Raw genomic sequence first — 14947 nt, 5'->3', positions numbered from 1 at the left:
CCGCCGCGTCGGATCGACGTCGGTCCGGCGGAGGTGGGCATGGACGTTCGTCTGGGGCTCGGCGGAACCCAATCGCGCGGTGCGAGTGCTGGAGGCGCTGCGCCACTTCGGAGGTGCTCGACGGGGCGCTCGGCTCGGCCGACGTGTTCGGCGTCCGGGACGGCGTTGCGGTGGAGTTGCGGCAGATCGTCCCGAGCGGGTTGCTGGTGCGGTTCGTCGACGGAACCCGACCCGGCCGAGCGTCGATCGTGGCGCACTCGTTCCTGTGGATGCTCACCAGCCGCGGCGCGGTGGAGGAAGCGATGCTGGTCGGGCCTGGCGTCCAGCCGCTGCGCTTCCGCGACGGACGCATCCAACCGTCTGACACCTCAGAGCTGGCGAACACGGCACGGACGACTGAACCGGCGAGGGGTCTGAAGCGAACGGCCTGTTCACGCCGCCTATTGAGGTGAATGCTGCGTTAGCTTCATTCGGGCGGAGCGCGGCAGATGTTGGTGGGATGGGGCGAACGGACCGTTTGTGCCGTTCATTGAGGTGAACAGGCCCTTCGCTTCAGCCCACCCGGCCTTTAGCTCTGGCGTGGTTGGGCGAGGAAGGGGCAGCCGACGAGGCGGCGGAGTTCGGCGCCGAGGTGTTCGGTCGTGCTGACCGGGCGGGAGAACGCCAGCCGCACGTCGTGATCGCCGTCTGCGGACTCCACCCGCAGCCGCAGGCCGCACTTGTCCAGCCCCAGCGGGCGGATGTGCCCGCCGTGCAGCTGCTCCGGCAGGTGCCGGGCCAGCAGTCCGACGACGTCGCGGTGCGAGAGCTCCAGGTGCCGCAGCCACGTGTCTTCCTGCAGGCAGAACGGATCAGGCGCGGCTGCCTTGAATTCCGCCGGGTCCACCGAGCTGGTGCCCTCGGAGTCCGCCAACACCAGCGACGCGGACTCCAGGCGCAACACGCTCGCGCCGTGCCCGGCGTCCAGCAGCCGTGGGTCCGGTCGTCCCGCGGCGACGGAGAGGACCTCGTCGCGGGCCTCCGCGCCGTCGAGCAGCCGCACCCAGCCGGTCAGCCACAGCAATCCGCGCACCGGCTCGCGCAGCCGGACCGGCGTCGGGTCGGTGAGTTCGAGGACGGCAGCGAGTTCTGCGCGCGGGGCTTGCCAGGCAGTTGCGATCAGCGGGTGTTCGTCGGCCAGCAGAACGGTTGCGGCTCCGTCGGAGTGCACGTGGTGCAGCAACGGCGCGATGCGCGCCGAGGCCTCGCTGGCCGGCAGGAGCGCCGCGCGGCCGCCGCGCTTGGCGATGCTCTTGGCCCGTTCCGCGGCGCTCGGCGTCGCAGGCCGGCGGATGGTCGCTTCACCCACTGCCCACCTCCAAATTTAGGCAAGCCTAACTTACCCGGTGCGGTGAAGTCGTCCTGCCGGGTGATGTGCGGCCCGGGACGCCTTGGGCGGGCTTTGTCGCCCGCGAGCTGATCCGCACACCCCTCTTAGTACCAGCTGGAACGTCGCGGTGGGGAGCCAGCCGGAGTAGTGCGCGAAGGGGTGGTGCGAGCGCCGTTGGCGGCCAGGGGATGATGATGTCCAAACCAGGCGAGGGAGGCCTACATGACCCCGCCAGACGTCCGTTTATCGGGCACCTTTGTTCACTGGCCGGTACGGCATTAGCGTGTCAGCCGTGTCAAGCGCTGTTGAGCTTCGCGCGCCCGGTCCGCGCGGCATCCCACCCCTGTTCGCCCGACTGGTTGACGACGCCGCGCTATTCCCGCCGGGGACCGCCGGTGTGCAGCAGGCCGTGGCCGACCATCTGGACGCGCGCGGCGGCGAGTACACGGGCCTACTGGGACCGATGCTGTGCAAGGCGTCCCGACTGGCCGAGTTGATCACCGAGCTGGCGAAGGCGAAGCCAGCTTCGCCGGTGCCGCTTTCGCTGGTGTGCGACACCGGGCTGGGCGGCGTGCCCAAGGCCCTGTCGATCATCGAGGGGCGGCAGGAACTGCTTGCGTTGCGGATGGTCGAGATGCCCGCGCCGTCGGACGTCGACGACATCTGGCTGGAACGGGTCTCGGAGTTCGTGCCCGAGGACATCATCCGGGTCGTCGAGCCGCGTCGCGGCGGTGACGGCTGGCTGGGCGGCATCCGGCGGGTCGCCGAGCACGGTTGTTGGCCCAAGCTGCGCTGCGGCGGGCAGACTGCCGAATCGGTGCCGTCCATCGACGTGGTCAACGACTTCCTCGCGGTCGCCGGCACCCTCGACGTGCCGTTCAAGGCCACCACCGGGCTGCACACCGCGGTGCGCGGCAGCGATCCGGAAACCGGCTTCACCCACCACGGCTTTCTCAACATCCTCGTCGCGACCGCGCGCTCGCTGTCCGGCAAGGACGTGCGGGCGGCGCTGGCCAGCACCGACGGCCCCGCGCTGGCGGAGGAGGCGCGTGCCCTGTCCGACGACGCGGCCAACGCGGTGCGCGACGTCTTCGCGTCCTACGGCTCGTACTCGTTGCAGGACCCGGTCGCCGAACTCGAAGGATTGGGGCTGCTTTGACCTGGATCGAGGACCCCGAGTTCGCCCCGGACAAGCCGTTCGGCCCGCAGACACTGCCCTACGGGGTGCTGGTAACCGGCGGGGGACCGGTCATCGCGGTGCGGGTCGGGCGGCATGCGCTGCCGCTGCGCGGCGTCGCCGGGGCGTTCGGTCCTCGACTCGCCGAGCTCGTCTCCGGCGCCTCGCTCGACCCCCTGCTGGCGGCGGGCCGCGACCGCTGGCACGAGCTGCGCGAACGGCTCACCGAGCTCGTCACGGCCGACCGGGCGCCGGCCGGTGCGGGGCTGGTGCGCACCGATTGGCACACCCTGGTGCTGCCGTTCGCGGTCGCCGACTACGTCGACTTCTTCTCGTCGCGGCACCACGCCGAGAACGTCGGCCGCATCTTCCGCCGCGCCGACGCGCCACTGCCCGAGAACTGGGCGCACCTGCCGATCGCCTACCACGGCCGGGCGGGCACCGTTTACGTCTCTGGCACCGACATCCACCGCCCGCGTGGGCAGCGCAGGGCCGCCGGTGACCTGCAGCCCGCGTTCGGCCCGACCCGGCGGCTGGACTTCGAAGCGGAGGTTGGGTTCGTCTGCGGCGGCGAACCGGCCGCCCAGGTGCCCACCTCGGACTTCGCGGAGCACGTGTTCGGAGTGGCACTGGTCAACGACTGGTCGGCGCGGGACATCCAGGCCTGGGAGTCCAAACCGCTGGGGCCGTTCCTGGCCAAGTCCTTCGCCACGTCGATCGCCGGGTGGATCACCCCGCTGGAAGCGTTCGAGCACGCCCGCGTGCCGACTCCGGCCCCGGAGCACGTGTTGCAGCCCTACCTGGTCGAGGACGATCCGTGGGGGCTGGACCTGCGGCTGGAGGTGCGCTGCAACGAGACGCTGCTGTCGCAGCCGCGATTCGAGCACATGGCCTGGTCGCCCGCGCAGCAACTCGCGCACTTGACCGCGAACGGTGCGCCGGTGCGGCCCGGTGATCTGTTCGCCTCCGGAACAGTGTCAGGCCCGGAGCGCGACCAACGGGGCTGCCTGCTGGAGCTGACCTGGGGCGGGGCGGAACCGATCACATTGCAAGACGGTGAGCAGCGGACCTTCCTCCAGGATGGGGACAGGGTGACACTGAGTGGCAGTGCGCCGGGACCCGACGGCGCGATGATCGGGCTCGGCGAGGTGACCGGCACGGTGCTGGCCGCGGCTCGGAGGTGACGCGATGGCCCAACCCAGCCCCGAGCCGATCCGCGCCCCGATGGGCCTGCCGTGCGAAGTCCAGCCAGCCACCAAGGAGAGCTCGCTGACCCTGGACCGCGGGCTCAGCCTGCTGCAGGCCGTGGCGGACGCGGAAAGCGAAGCGCCCACCATTAGCGACCTGGCGGCGACCGTCGGAGTCAGCCGCGCGGCGGTGTACCGGCTGCTCGGGCCGTTGCAAAGCCGCGGCCTGGTGCGCCGCGAGGGCTCGAAGGTGCGGCTCGGGCTCGGCGTGCTGTGGCTGGCCGGGCGCGTGCTACCGCAGTTGCGCACCGCGTCGCTGCCCGCCTTGCGGGCGTTGGCGGAGAAGGTCGGCGCGACGGTGCACCTGACCGTGGCCGACGGCAGCGAGGCGCAGGTAGTCGCGGTCGTCGAGCCGTCGTGGACCAGCTACCACGTGTCGTACCGGGTGGGCAGTCGACATCCGGTGCATCGCGGGGCGGCCGGTCGCGCCGTGGACCTGCCGCCCGGTGGGCCGCGCTGGATCACCAGCAGCGGCGACCTGCAGCCGGGGGCGTTCGGAGTCGCTTCGCCGGTGCGAGGGGTGCCGGGGTTGCGCGCCAGCGTGGGCGTGGTGGCCCTGCAGCCGTTGGCGCCCGACGAGGTCGGCCCGCTGGTGCTGGAAGCGGCGGAGGCGGTCGCCGAAGCGCTCCGCTGATACCCCGCGCCGCGGAACCCGGGCTCTCGGGTTCTGAGCGCGTTTGCGATGGGTGGCGCGGGGCTCCTGGCCAGTGGGTGAATTCGGCGACCGCCGGCGCAGCGCGGGAGGAACCGGAGCAGGTACGATCCGTTTTTCACAGCTGCGGTCTTTCGCATCACCAATCGCTTGATACATGTAACCGATCCGATGAACGCGATTGCCCAGCGTCACCAGGACCAAGGTCCCGTCCGGGTTAGGACTCTCGACTGGGCGAGATAGGGCCCTTGCCTCTGCGGTTTCTAAGCTCGGGGCGGCAGGGTGGAGCCGTGGATCTGCTCGACATCGCCCGCTGGCAGTTCGGGATCACGACGGTCTATCACTTCCTGATGGTTCCGCTGACGATCGGGCTGGCGATCCTGGTCGCCGGGATGCAGACGGCGTGGTACCGCACCGGCAAGCAGCGCTACCTGAAGATGACCAAGTTCTGGGGCAAGCTGCTGCTTATCAACTTCGCCATGGGCGTGGTCACCGGCATCGTGCAAGAGTTCCAGTTCGGCATGGCCTGGAGCTCCTACTCCCGCTTCGTCGGAGACGTCTTCGGCGCGCCGCTGGCCATGGAGGGGCTGCTCGCGTTCTTCGTCGAGTCGACCTTCCTCGGTCTGTGGATCTTCGGCTGGGAGCGGCTGTCCAAGGGCGTGCACCTGGCCTGTGCCTGGGCGTTCTCGCTGGCAACGGTGCTGTCCGCCTACTTCATCCTGGCCGCCAACTCGTGGATGCAGCACCCGGGGGGCATCGAGCTCGTCGACGGTCGGCCCCGGCTGACCTCGATCTGGGCGGTGCTGGGCAACAACACCGTGCTCGCGGCGTTCCCGCACACCGTGTTCGGTTGCTTTGCGGTCGCCGGCTCGTTTTTGATCGGCATCGCCGCCTGGCAGATCGCCCGGCACCACCGCAAGTCCGACGTCGACGACGAGGACCGCCGCGCCTGGCACGGTTCGATGCGGCTGGGCGCGTGGGTCGCGGTGGTCGCGTTCGCCGGGCTCGCGATCTCCGGGGACGTCCAGGGCAAGCTGATGTTCCAGCAGCAGCCGATGAAGATGGCCTCCGCCGAGGCGCTGTGCCACAGCGAGGCGCCCGCCAGCTTCTCGATCTTCGCCGTCGGCGACGTCACCCGCCCCGACTGCGAGAACGTCAAGAGCATCACCGTGCCCTACATCCTGTCCTACCTGGCGGAAGGCGACTTCCACAGCGAGGTCAAGGGCGTGCAGGCGCTGATCCCGGAGTACCAGGCCAAGTACGGCACGCACTACCCGGACGACCCGCGGCTGGGCTCGTTCGCCGGGCAGCCCATCGACTACGTGCCGAACCTGCCGGTGACCTACTGGGGGTTCCGGTTCATGATCGGCTTCGGCGGGCTGGCGGCGCTCGGCGCGCTGGCCGTTGTTTGGCTGACCCGCAAGCGGAAGTTCCCGCCCGGCAAGTGGTGGGCGCCGCTAGCGGTGCTGAGCATCGCGCTGCCGTTCCTCGGCAACGTCGCCGGTTGGGTGTTCACCGAGATGGGCCGTCAGCCGTTCGTGGTCGTGCCCAACCCCGATCCCTCCGGCGTCGACGGTGTGTGGATGTACACCGCGTCGGCCGTGTCCGCGGGCGTGCACCCCGGCGAAATGCTGACCTCGGTGATCGTGCTGACCGCGCTGTACGGGGTGCTCGCGATCGTGGAGATCTTCCTGATCGTCCGCTATGTCCGCGGCGGCTTCGACGGGGTGATGCCGCCGAAGCCGCCCGAGGGCGAGGAGAGCTCCGGCGAAGCCCTGTCCTTCGCGTACTGAGAGGCTGCACCTGCGATGGATCTGCCCACCTTCTGGTTCTGCGTGATCGTCCTGTTCTGGCTGGGCTACCTGTTCCTGGAGGGCTTCGACTTCGGCGTCGGCATGCTGCTGCCGGTGCTGGGCCGCCGCAACGAACAGCGGCGGGTGCTGATCAACACGATCGGCCCGGTCTGGGACGGCAACGAGGTCTGGTTGATCGTGGCGGGCGGCGCGACGTTCGCCGCCTTCCCGGGCTGGTACGCGTCCCTGTTCAGCACGGCCTACCTGCCGTTCCTGGTGTTGCTGGTCGCGCTGATCGGGCGTGGCGTGGCGTTCGAGTACCGCGGCAAGGTGGACACCGCGCGCTGGCGGCGCACCTGGGACGCGGTGATCGTGCTCGCCTCGTGGATCTCGCCAATGATCGTCGGGCTGGTGCTGTCCGCGAGCGTCTTCGGCCTGCCCCTGAACGAGCACGGGGACCGGGTCGGCGGCTGGTGGACGATCTTCACGCTGCCGAACGTGATCGGCGCGCTCGCGGTGTGCGGGTTCTCACTGCTGCACGGTGCGGTTTTCCTGGCGCTCAAGACGGAGGGCGAGATCCGGGAGCGGGCGCGGCGGTTCGCGCTGCGAGCTGGGGTGCCGCTGCTGCTGCCGGTGATCGCGCTCGTGTTCATCGCGCAGCTCCGGGAGGGCGAGACCTGGACCTGGGTGCCGCTGGTGATCACGCTGGTTGCGGCGCCTGCAGGGCTCGCCAGGTTGTACCGGTGGCGGGACGGCCAGGCGTTCGCCCTGCAGGGCGTGGCGCTGGCCGGCGTGGTAGTGACACTCTTCGGCGCGCTGTGGCCGAATGTGATCCCATCCACTTTGGACCCGGCGTGGTCGTTGTCGATCGCGGAAACCGCGTCCAGCCCGTACACGCTGACGGTGATGACTTGGGTGGCGGCCTTCGGCGCCCCGGCGGTGCTGATCTACCAGGGCTGGACGTACTGGGTGTTCCGCAAGCGCATCGGCACCCAGCACATCCCACCGGCACACGTACCCAGCGCATGACGATTTCCGCAGGTCAGCAGCACATCACAGGGAGTTCGTGATGAGTCCGCTGGGAGCACTGCCCCGGTTGTCCACGGCGGCCCGGCGTGCGCTCGTCGCGGCCGGGCTGCTTTCGGTAGGCAACGCCGTTGCGCTGATCGTGCAGGCCTGGGCGCTGGGCAGCGCGCTCGCAGCGGTGGTGACCCGCGGCGCGGCACCGGACGCGATCGGTCACTACCTGGTCGTGCTGGCCGCAGCGGTGGTGGCGCGGGCCGTGCTGGCCTGGGCGACCGAAACCGTGTCCGCCAGGGCGGCGGCGGGTGCGAAGGAGGAGTTGCGCGGCCTGCTGCTGGATTCGGCGTTGCACCGGGGGCCGGAGTGGATCCAGCAGCGCGGCCCGGCCGAGCTGACCGCGCTCGCCACGAAGGGCCTCGACTCGCTAGACGCGTACTTCACCAAATACCTGCCCGCACTGGTGACCGCCGCGGTGGTGCCGCCGCTGGTGGGGGCCTGGATCCTGTTCTCTGACTGGGTTTCCGCGCTGGTCGTCGTGATCACTGTGCCGCTGATCCCGCTGTTCGCGTGGCTGGTCGGAAAGTACACAGAGCAGCGCACCTCGCGGGCCGCCGACGCGGTGCAGCGCCTGTCCGGCCAGCTGCTGGAGCTGATCCGGGCGCTACCGGTGCTGACGGCGTTCGGGCGGGCGCGGGCGCAAGGCGAGGTAGTCCGCCGGGTCAGCGACACGCACCGCCGCACCACGATCGCGACCCTGCGCATCGCCTTCCTGTCCGCGCTGGTCCTCGAGCTGCTCTCGTCGCTGTCGGTGGCGATGGTGGCGGTCGGCATCGGCCTGCGGCTGGTCTCCGGCGACCTCGACTTGGCGACGGGGCTGCTGGTGCTGGTCCTAGCGCCGGAGTGCTACCTGCCGCTGCGCGCGGCCGGAGCCGCCCACCACGCAAGCGAGGACGGCGTCGAAGCCGTCCGCAGGGTCGACGAGATCGTGAGCGGTCGCACCGCTTCGCGGCAAGAGCAGGGAGATGAAGCGAATGGTCCGTTCGCTCCGGTAGGTGGGGTAAGCGGTCCGTTCGCTCCGGTAGATGAGGCGAGGGGGTCGTTCGCTTCGGAGGGGTTGCGTACGGGCGAACGGCCTGTTGACCTCGTTCATCGGCGTGAGCGGTCCGTTCGCGCCGATAGCGCGTTGCGCGTGTCCGGGCTGCGGGTGCGGCGGCGGAACGGGTTCGCCCCGGACGGGTTGAGCTTCCTCGCGCGGCCCGGCGAGATCGTCCGGTTGGAGGGCTTCGACGGGGTCGGGCCGAGCGGCAGCGGGAAGTCGACGACGATGGCCGTGCTGCTCGGCTTCGCCGCCCCGGGGGAAGGCGCGATTACCTGGGGCGGCGTGGACATCGCCGAGCTCGACGCGGCCGAGTGGCGGCGCCGCCTCGCATGGGTGCCGCAGCACCCGACCTTCACCGGCGGCACCGTCGCCGACGAACTTGCGATCGCCACGGCCGACCAACCTGACCTGACGGCCCACGTCGACGAAGCGCTGTCAGAAGCGGCTGCCACTCACCTCCGCGACCGCCGCATCGACGAACTGTCCACAGGGGAGCGTCAGCGGGTCGCGGTAGCCCGAGCGCTGCTGAGGCTGCACGGCGAAGCGACGATCCTGCTGCTCGACGAACCGACTGCGCACCTGGACGCGGCGACGGCGCACCAGGTCAACGCGGCCATCCGACGCGCCGTCGACGCGGGCGCGACCGCCGTGCTTGCGAGCCACCGCCCGGAGGCGGTCGCGACCGAACCGCAAGCAGCCACCCCAGCCCTCCCGGCCGCTCCGCCCGGCCTGCCGGCGGCGACCGGTCGCATCCGCGACCTGATCACGCCGCGAACGCTCCTCGGCGTCGGCCTCGGAGCGCTGTCGCTGCTCTCCGGCCTCGCGCTGACCGCGACCTCGGCCTGGCTGATCGCCCGCGCTTCGCAGCAGCCGCCGATTCTGACGCTCTCGGTCGCCGTCGTGGGCGTTCGCACCTTTGCGCTGTCGCGCGCGGTGCTGCGCTACGCGGAGCGGCTCGTCACGCATGACGCTGCCTTTCGGCTCTCCGGCCGCCTCCGGCGGCAGCTGTGGGAGGCCCTCGTGCGACTCGGGCCGGTGCGCACCGCCGGACTGCGCCGCGGCGAGGGTGTCGCACGGCTCGTCGACGATGTCGACACCGTCCGAGACCTGGAGCCCCGCGTGATCCTCCCGCCGCTGGTCGCGGCGGTCGTCGCAGTCGCGGCGGTGGTGCTCCAAACACTGGTGCTGCCCGAAGCGGGCTTGGTGCTCGCAGCTGTGCTGCTCGTCGCCTTCGCGGCGAGCCCGCTCGTTGCGCTCGCGGCAGAGCGCCGCGCGACCACTGCCGTGGCCGAAGGGCGGCGCTGCGTCGCGGCTCGCGTGCTCGCGCTGCTCGACGGCTCGGCGGAACTGCTCGCCTTCGGCGCGCACACCGAGCGTCGAGCGGAACTCGCTGCCGCCGACGACCAGCTGGCTGACCGCGCCCGCCGCGCGGCGTTTGGCGCGGGCGCCGCGACGGCGGTGAACACGCTGTTGGTCGGCATCGCGGTGCTTGGCGGAGCCTGGTTCGGTGCGACGGCGGTGGCCGAAGGCCGCCTGGCGCCGGAGCTCGCGCCGCTGCTGGGCCTGGTGCCGCTAGCGGCGGCGGAAGCCGTCGCGTTGCTACCGTCGGCGGCGCAGCAGTGGCAGTCGCTGCGCGCAGCGCAAGCGCGCTTGGCGCCACTGCTCGCCGCAGGGTCTGGCAAGCCGCAGGCGAGTCGTGGCCGTGCGGTGGAAGCGGTTAGGCGGGGCGCGGAGGCGGAGCTTTGGTCTGCGGGTCGTGCTGGTGTGGTGGCGCGCGAGGTGGCTTCGGGGAGCGGCGAGGCGGAGCCCTCGACTGCGGGCCATAGCGGTGAGTCGAGGAGCGAAGCGGCGACCGCCGGTGGCGGGGAGCTTCGCGGGGCTCCGAACAGCGGCGTCCAATTCGTTCGTGTGCGTGGAGATTCCCGCGATTCCGAGCAGTGCGGTGAGGCCGGACCTCATTCCGGTGGCGTCGAGCTGGCCGGTGTCGATGTCCGGTGGCCGGGGTCGGCGGAGTTGGCCTTGCGGGGCGTGGATCTGCGCGTGCCGTATGGGGCGCACGTCGCGGTCGTCGGGCCCTCGGGAGGTGGGAAGTCGACGTTCTTGGCGCTGCTGCTGGGGTTTCTGGGTTCCGAACGCGGCGAGGCGCGGGTGCCGCAGCGGGTGGCGTGGTGCCCGCAGGAGCCGCAGTTGGTTTCGACGACCATCCGGGAGAACCTGCGGCTCGCCGCGCCGCACGCGAGCGACCAGGAGTTCGGCGAGGCGCTCCGGCTGGCGGGACTGCCAGGCTGGGACGAGCGGTTGGACGAGCTGGTCGGTAGCGGCGGAGCGGCCCTGTCCGGCGGTGAGGCGCAGCGCCTCGCACTGGCACGAGCCCTGCTGTTCGCGGATGCGGACCTGATGCTGCTCGACGAGCCGACCGCGCACCTGGACGTGCCGACGGCGGAGGAGCTGCTCGTCCGCCTCCGCCGCAAGCTGCGGGGACGCACGTTCGTCCACGTGACGCACCGCTGGTCGGAGACCGAGCACGCCGACATCGTCCTGCGAGTCGAGGGCGGCGAAATCACGGTCGTCCGCAACAACCAACGCGAGGAAGCGCTCTCGTGAACGCCGTCCGCGTGCCGTCGCCCCTCCTTGACCAGCAGCCCCGAGGCGCACCGTTGCTGCTGCGAAAGCAGGAATCCTGGGCAAGGCACGGGCTGGGATGCGGCAGTCCAAGGCATGCGATGCGCCGGATCGCACAACGCCATGCAGCGCGGCCAAGGCACGACGGGCCATGCTGTCGTGGGCAGAACCCTTCGTCCGATCGGCCTTGGCCTTGGCCTCGCAGAGATCAGCGCCGTGATCGGTCGCGCGGGCCGGACACTCCGCCGGGACCGCGAGGTGCGACATTTCGCGCGATATCGCCGCGATCAGCGTGGTGGCTGCCAGCCGGAGGTGGCGGGATGCGCTGTGAGCTGCGTCGTTCGGAGCCGACTTCGCGGCTGCGGGAGCTATAGCCTCGTGCATGTCATGGATTCCACCCTCGCCAGGCGCATGCTGGCGGCGTCCACCGAGATCACCCGGGCTGCGCTGTCAGCGGAGGATCCGGACGCCGTCCTCCCGTTGGTCGTCCGCCGCGCCGCCGAACTGGCGGAGGCTGACCTAGGCGTCGTCACGGTGCGCGCGGACGACGGCCGCCTGACCGTCGAAGCCGCGTACGGCGCGCCAACCGCGATCGGCCCGCTCGCCGACCCGGTCGGCACCGTCCTGTCGTCGCGTTCGGCTGCGGCGCGGGTCGCGCGCAGCGGCGTGCCGGTCGTCGTTGACGACCTGATCGACGACCCGCTGACGGCCCCGTACGTCCCAGCCTCGCTGCGGGTATACGGCCCGTTCGCCGTCGCGCCCTTCGGTACCCGTGAGCGGCGGCTCGGCGCGCTGGCCGTCTACCGGCGCCGCGGTGCCAGCACCTTCACCAGGGTCGCCGTGGACGTGCTGACCTCGTTCGCGGCCCAAGCCGGTCTCGCGCTGGTGCTCGCGGAGGGCTCCACGGCGCGCCAGCGCATCGCCGTCTACCAGGAGCGGGAGCGCATCGCGCGCGACCTGCACGACGTGATCGTGCAGCGGCTCTACGCCACCGGCGTGCAGTTGGAGGTTCTTCAGCGGCGGCTGTCGGGCCGGCTCGACATCGCCGATGCGGCCCGGCTGTCCGAGACGATGGAGCAGATCGACCAGGCGATCGCTGAGGTCCGGGCCACCGCCCGCACGCTGCGCTCCGCGGACCCGGAAAATCCCGCGCACGCGCCGTTGCTCGACGACTCGATGCGCTCCGAGGTGCAGATCGCCGGGGAGCTGATGGGGCGCCCGCCGCGGCTGGAGATCGACGGGGACTTCAGCGACGTGCCGGTGCCGGTGGCCGACCACGCCCGCGCCGCGCTCCGCGAAGCGCTGTCCAACGTGGTCCGGCACGCCGGGGCACAGACCGTGCTGGTGCGGGTGCGGCGCTCGGATTCGGGGATGCTGCTGCAGGTCGTGGATGACGGCTGCGGAATTCCGCGCGACGTGAGCAAACGCGGCCTCCGCAATCTCGAAGAGCGCGCGGTCGCGGCGGGCGGCCGCTGCGTGATCACGTCCTCCCCGGACAGCGGCACCACGGTCACCTGGGAAGTCCCGCTCTCCAGCAGCACCTGAACCAACGCTTGATCTGAATCCGTCGTGCACCCGGGAGTGCTTTTCGGTGCTGTGGAGGGCTTTTTGGAGGTGGTCGTGACCCTGCTGGTTAATTCCGCGAGGGGCTGGTTTCACCGCGGGAGTGCTCCGGTTCTGCCTCGCAACCGGTGTGTGGTGGACGGCCTGTTCGCTTCGGTAGACGACACGAGCGGTCCGTTCGCTTCACGCCCGCACCTTCCCAAACAGCCCCCAACACCGCGCCGAAATTAACCAGCAGGGTCGGTCGTTGAGGGTGCGGTAGGTCGGGATCTAGTCTTTGAATACGCCGAAGCCCCGTTGCCCACCTTCGCAGCTTGCACCGCTGTGGGTTCTCAGGAGATGCCCACCCCGGTCGCGGTTGTTGGCAAGGCCAGTCCCTGGCGTGGTGAATTGGCATTAATGAGTCAGAGGCTCCCCTGAGGCCGGGCGGCGTCTGAGGTATTGCTACCCGCACCGCCACGCAGGGCGAGTCTGGAAACCGTCTTGCTCAGCTCTGGCTTTGGCGGCGGGCGACCCAGGCGGCGGCTTGGGTGCGGCGCTCCATGCCGAGCTTGGCCAGCACCGAGGTCACGTAGTTCTTGACCGTCTTCTCCGCCAGGAACAGTCGCTCGGCGATCTGCCGGTTCGTCAGCCCCTCGCCGATCAGCTCCAGCACTTTGCGCTCCCGCTCGGTCAGGGCGGCGAGCTCGTCCGGCTCGGGACTGGTGGACTGGCGCAACCTCGCCAGGACCCGGCCGGTGGTGATCGGATCCAGCAGCGAACGGCCGGCCGCGACTTCGCGCACCGCGTTGACCAGGTCATGCCCGCGCACCTGCTTCAGCAGGTAGCCGGACGCACCGGCGTTGATCGCGCCGACCAGCGCCTGCTCATCGTCGAAGGCCGTGACCACCAGGCAGTACGGTGGCCGCGGCAGCTCGCGCAGCCTGCGGCACAGCTCCAGCCCGTCGCCGTCGGGCAGCCGCATGTCGATGACCGCGACATCGGGTTCGGTCGCCTGCGCGCGCACCAGCGCCTCGCCGACGCCGCCGGCCTCCGCGACGATCACCACGTCTTCCTCGGTGTCCAGCAGGTCGCGGAGCCCGCGCCGGACCACCTCATGATCATCGACTAGCAGCACCCTCACTGGCACGAGCACTACGCTACGTACGTGCTCGGCGGCGGGTGCGCTGAGGGTCGCCTGACGACCGGGTTACTTCCGGGCCTTCGCCGCGCCCTTGACCGCGTGGACGCTGTGGTGGGTGTGCGCGGCGACCTTGCGCGCGCGGCGCTTGGCCCGGTAGCCGACGGATGGCTTGCCGCGCGTGTCGACCGCGGTGATCAGCAACCCGCCGAGCAGCCCGATGTTCTTGAGGAAGTGAGTCTGCTGGTTGGCCCGCTCCTGGGGGTTGTCGATCTCCCAGAACGCGTGCGCCGCCAGCGTGGTCGGCACGGTGCTGCCGGCGAGCAGCAGCGCGGCCAGCCGCGGGAATTTCCCGAGCGCCAGCAGGGCTCCGGCCCCGAGCTTCACCATGCCGTCGATGCGCACCAGCGTTTCCGGATCGGTCGGGAACTGTTCCGGCAGCGAGTCCTTGAGCGGTGCCGCGGTCTTCTCCAGCAGCGGGGCGGCAGCCTTGGCGTGGGTCGGCGCATCGCGCAACGCCCCGATCCCGCCGTAGATGTAGGTCGCGGCGAGCATCGGCCGGGCCAAACGGCGAATGAGCATCTGGGGACCTCCTCGGTGGTCGGCCGGTGTGCCTGACGGTACTCATTTCGACCTCGGCGCGCTTGATCACCTGTGTCTGAGTCCGGGTGACTCAACTTTTATCCGTCTATGGGGAACAAGAATCATTCAACTCCAGTTGGAAGGGGTGAATGGCCTGGAGCGCAGGGCTCGGGCTTAGCACCCGGGAGGGATTGCACGATGACTCTGGTTCGCCGGTCCACGTGGGACCCGTTCAACAGCCTGGTCCGGCAGTTCGACCGCGACCTCGACTTCTTCGCCCGCCGGTTCTTCGCCGCCCCGAACGGGGCCGGTTTCGTGCCCGCCGCCGACGTCGAGCGCGACGGTTCGGACGTCGTGATCAAGCTGGATCTGCCCGGCGTGGACATCGCCGAGGACGTCAACGTCGAGGTCGCGGAAGGCCGGTTGGTCATCAGCGGTCAGCGCAACAGCGACGAGGCCCGCCAGGTGGACAACGCCGTGCTGCGGGAGGTCCGCAGGGGCTCCTTCCGTCGCGAGTTCGACCTGCCCGAAGGAGTTGGAGCCGACCAGGTCGAGGCCGACTACGACCGAGGCGTGCTCCGCGTGCGCGTGCGCGACATCAACAAGCCGGCCGCCGGCCCGGCCAAGATCGAAATCCGCAGCAGCGCCCCGGAGGAGAACTGACAGACCGGGTGGGGCCCGCCGAGTGCGGGCCTCACCC

Annotated in this window: 12 protein-coding genes; 9 read left to right on the top strand and 3 right to left on the bottom strand. The window is 70.5% G+C overall.

Going from position 1 to position 14947, the window contains the following annotated elements; all coding sequences use genetic code 11:
• Positions 1 to 113: 113 nt before the first annotated feature.
• On the top strand, positions 114 to 452 hold the full coding sequence (locus ACWDKQ_RS00545; protein WP_450136626.1) for a hypothetical protein: 339 nt from the start codon (positions 114 to 116) through the stop codon (positions 450 to 452).
• A gap of 116 nt (positions 453 to 568) precedes the next feature.
• Here ACWDKQ_RS00545 and ACWDKQ_RS00540 read toward each other — a convergent pair whose 3' ends face one another.
• Positions 569 to 1348 carry a DUF2470 domain-containing protein gene (locus tag ACWDKQ_RS00540; RefSeq protein WP_450136625.1) on the bottom strand — a complete coding sequence of 260 codons (780 nt, stop codon included), beginning with the start codon at positions 1346 to 1348 and terminating at the stop codon, positions 569 to 571.
• Between the two features lie 313 nt (positions 1349 to 1661).
• Between ACWDKQ_RS00540 and ACWDKQ_RS00535 the strand changes: the two genes are divergently transcribed.
• The 7 genes from ACWDKQ_RS00535 to ACWDKQ_RS00505 all read left to right on the top strand — a co-directional run bounded on the left by ACWDKQ_RS00535 (position 1662) and on the right by ACWDKQ_RS00505 (position 12527).
• Entirely contained in the window at positions 1662 to 2528 is an 867-nt protein-coding gene (locus ACWDKQ_RS00535) for a hypothetical protein (RefSeq protein WP_450136624.1), read from the top strand.
• Entirely contained in the window at positions 2525 to 3730 is a 1206-nt protein-coding gene (locus ACWDKQ_RS00530; protein ID WP_450136623.1) for a fumarylacetoacetate hydrolase family protein, read from the top strand. Before ACWDKQ_RS00535 ends, ACWDKQ_RS00530 begins: the two co-directional genes overlap by 4 nt.
• Positions 3731 to 3770: 40 nt before the next feature.
• Positions 3771 to 4427, top strand: coding sequence for an IclR family transcriptional regulator (locus ACWDKQ_RS00525; protein WP_450136774.1), 657 nt, complete (start codon positions 3771 to 3773; stop codon positions 4425 to 4427).
• A 308-nt stretch (positions 4428 to 4735) separates the two neighbouring features.
• Positions 4736 to 6238: a cytochrome ubiquinol oxidase subunit I gene (locus ACWDKQ_RS00520; RefSeq protein ID WP_450136622.1), complete on the top strand. Its 1503-nt coding sequence runs from the start codon at positions 4736 to 4738 to the stop codon at positions 6236 to 6238.
• Positions 6239 to 6253: 15 nt separating this feature from the next.
• A complete protein-coding gene (cydB, locus tag ACWDKQ_RS00515; protein WP_450136621.1) occupies positions 6254 to 7267 on the top strand; it encodes a cytochrome d ubiquinol oxidase subunit II in 1014 nt (337 codons plus the stop codon).
• Between the two features lie 40 nt (positions 7268 to 7307).
• On the top strand, positions 7308 to 10964 hold the full coding sequence (cydD, locus tag ACWDKQ_RS00510) for a thiol reductant ABC exporter subunit CydD (RefSeq protein WP_450136620.1): 3657 nt from the start codon (positions 7308 to 7310) through the stop codon (positions 10962 to 10964).
• A 405-nt stretch (positions 10965 to 11369) separates the two neighbouring features.
• Complete coding sequence (locus tag ACWDKQ_RS00505; protein WP_450136619.1) at positions 11370 to 12527, top strand: GAF domain-containing protein; 1158 nt, start codon at positions 11370 to 11372, stop codon at positions 12525 to 12527.
• Between the two features lie 505 nt (positions 12528 to 13032).
• Here the strand turns inward: ACWDKQ_RS00505 and ACWDKQ_RS00500 are convergent.
• A complete protein-coding gene (locus tag ACWDKQ_RS00500) occupies positions 13033 to 13674 on the bottom strand; it encodes a response regulator (RefSeq protein ID WP_450136773.1) in 642 nt (213 codons plus the stop codon).
• A gap of 60 nt (positions 13675 to 13734) precedes the next feature.
• Positions 13735 to 14247 carry a DoxX family protein gene (locus ACWDKQ_RS00495; protein ID WP_450136618.1) on the bottom strand — a complete coding sequence of 171 codons (513 nt, stop codon included), beginning with the start codon at positions 14245 to 14247 and terminating at the stop codon, positions 13735 to 13737.
• A gap of 198 nt (positions 14248 to 14445) precedes the next feature.
• On the opposite strand from ACWDKQ_RS00495, the gene ACWDKQ_RS00490 reads away from it, so the two are divergent.
• Positions 14446 to 14910, top strand: coding sequence for an Hsp20/alpha crystallin family protein (locus ACWDKQ_RS00490; protein ID WP_450136617.1), 465 nt, complete (start codon positions 14446 to 14448; stop codon positions 14908 to 14910).
• The last annotated feature ends 37 nt before the right edge of the window (positions 14911 to 14947 follow it).

This window comes from Saccharopolyspora sp. NPDC000995 (genome assembly GCF_053599315.1).
Note: the sequence above shows the minus strand (reverse complement) of the source record. Positions and strands in the feature narration are given on the sequence as shown.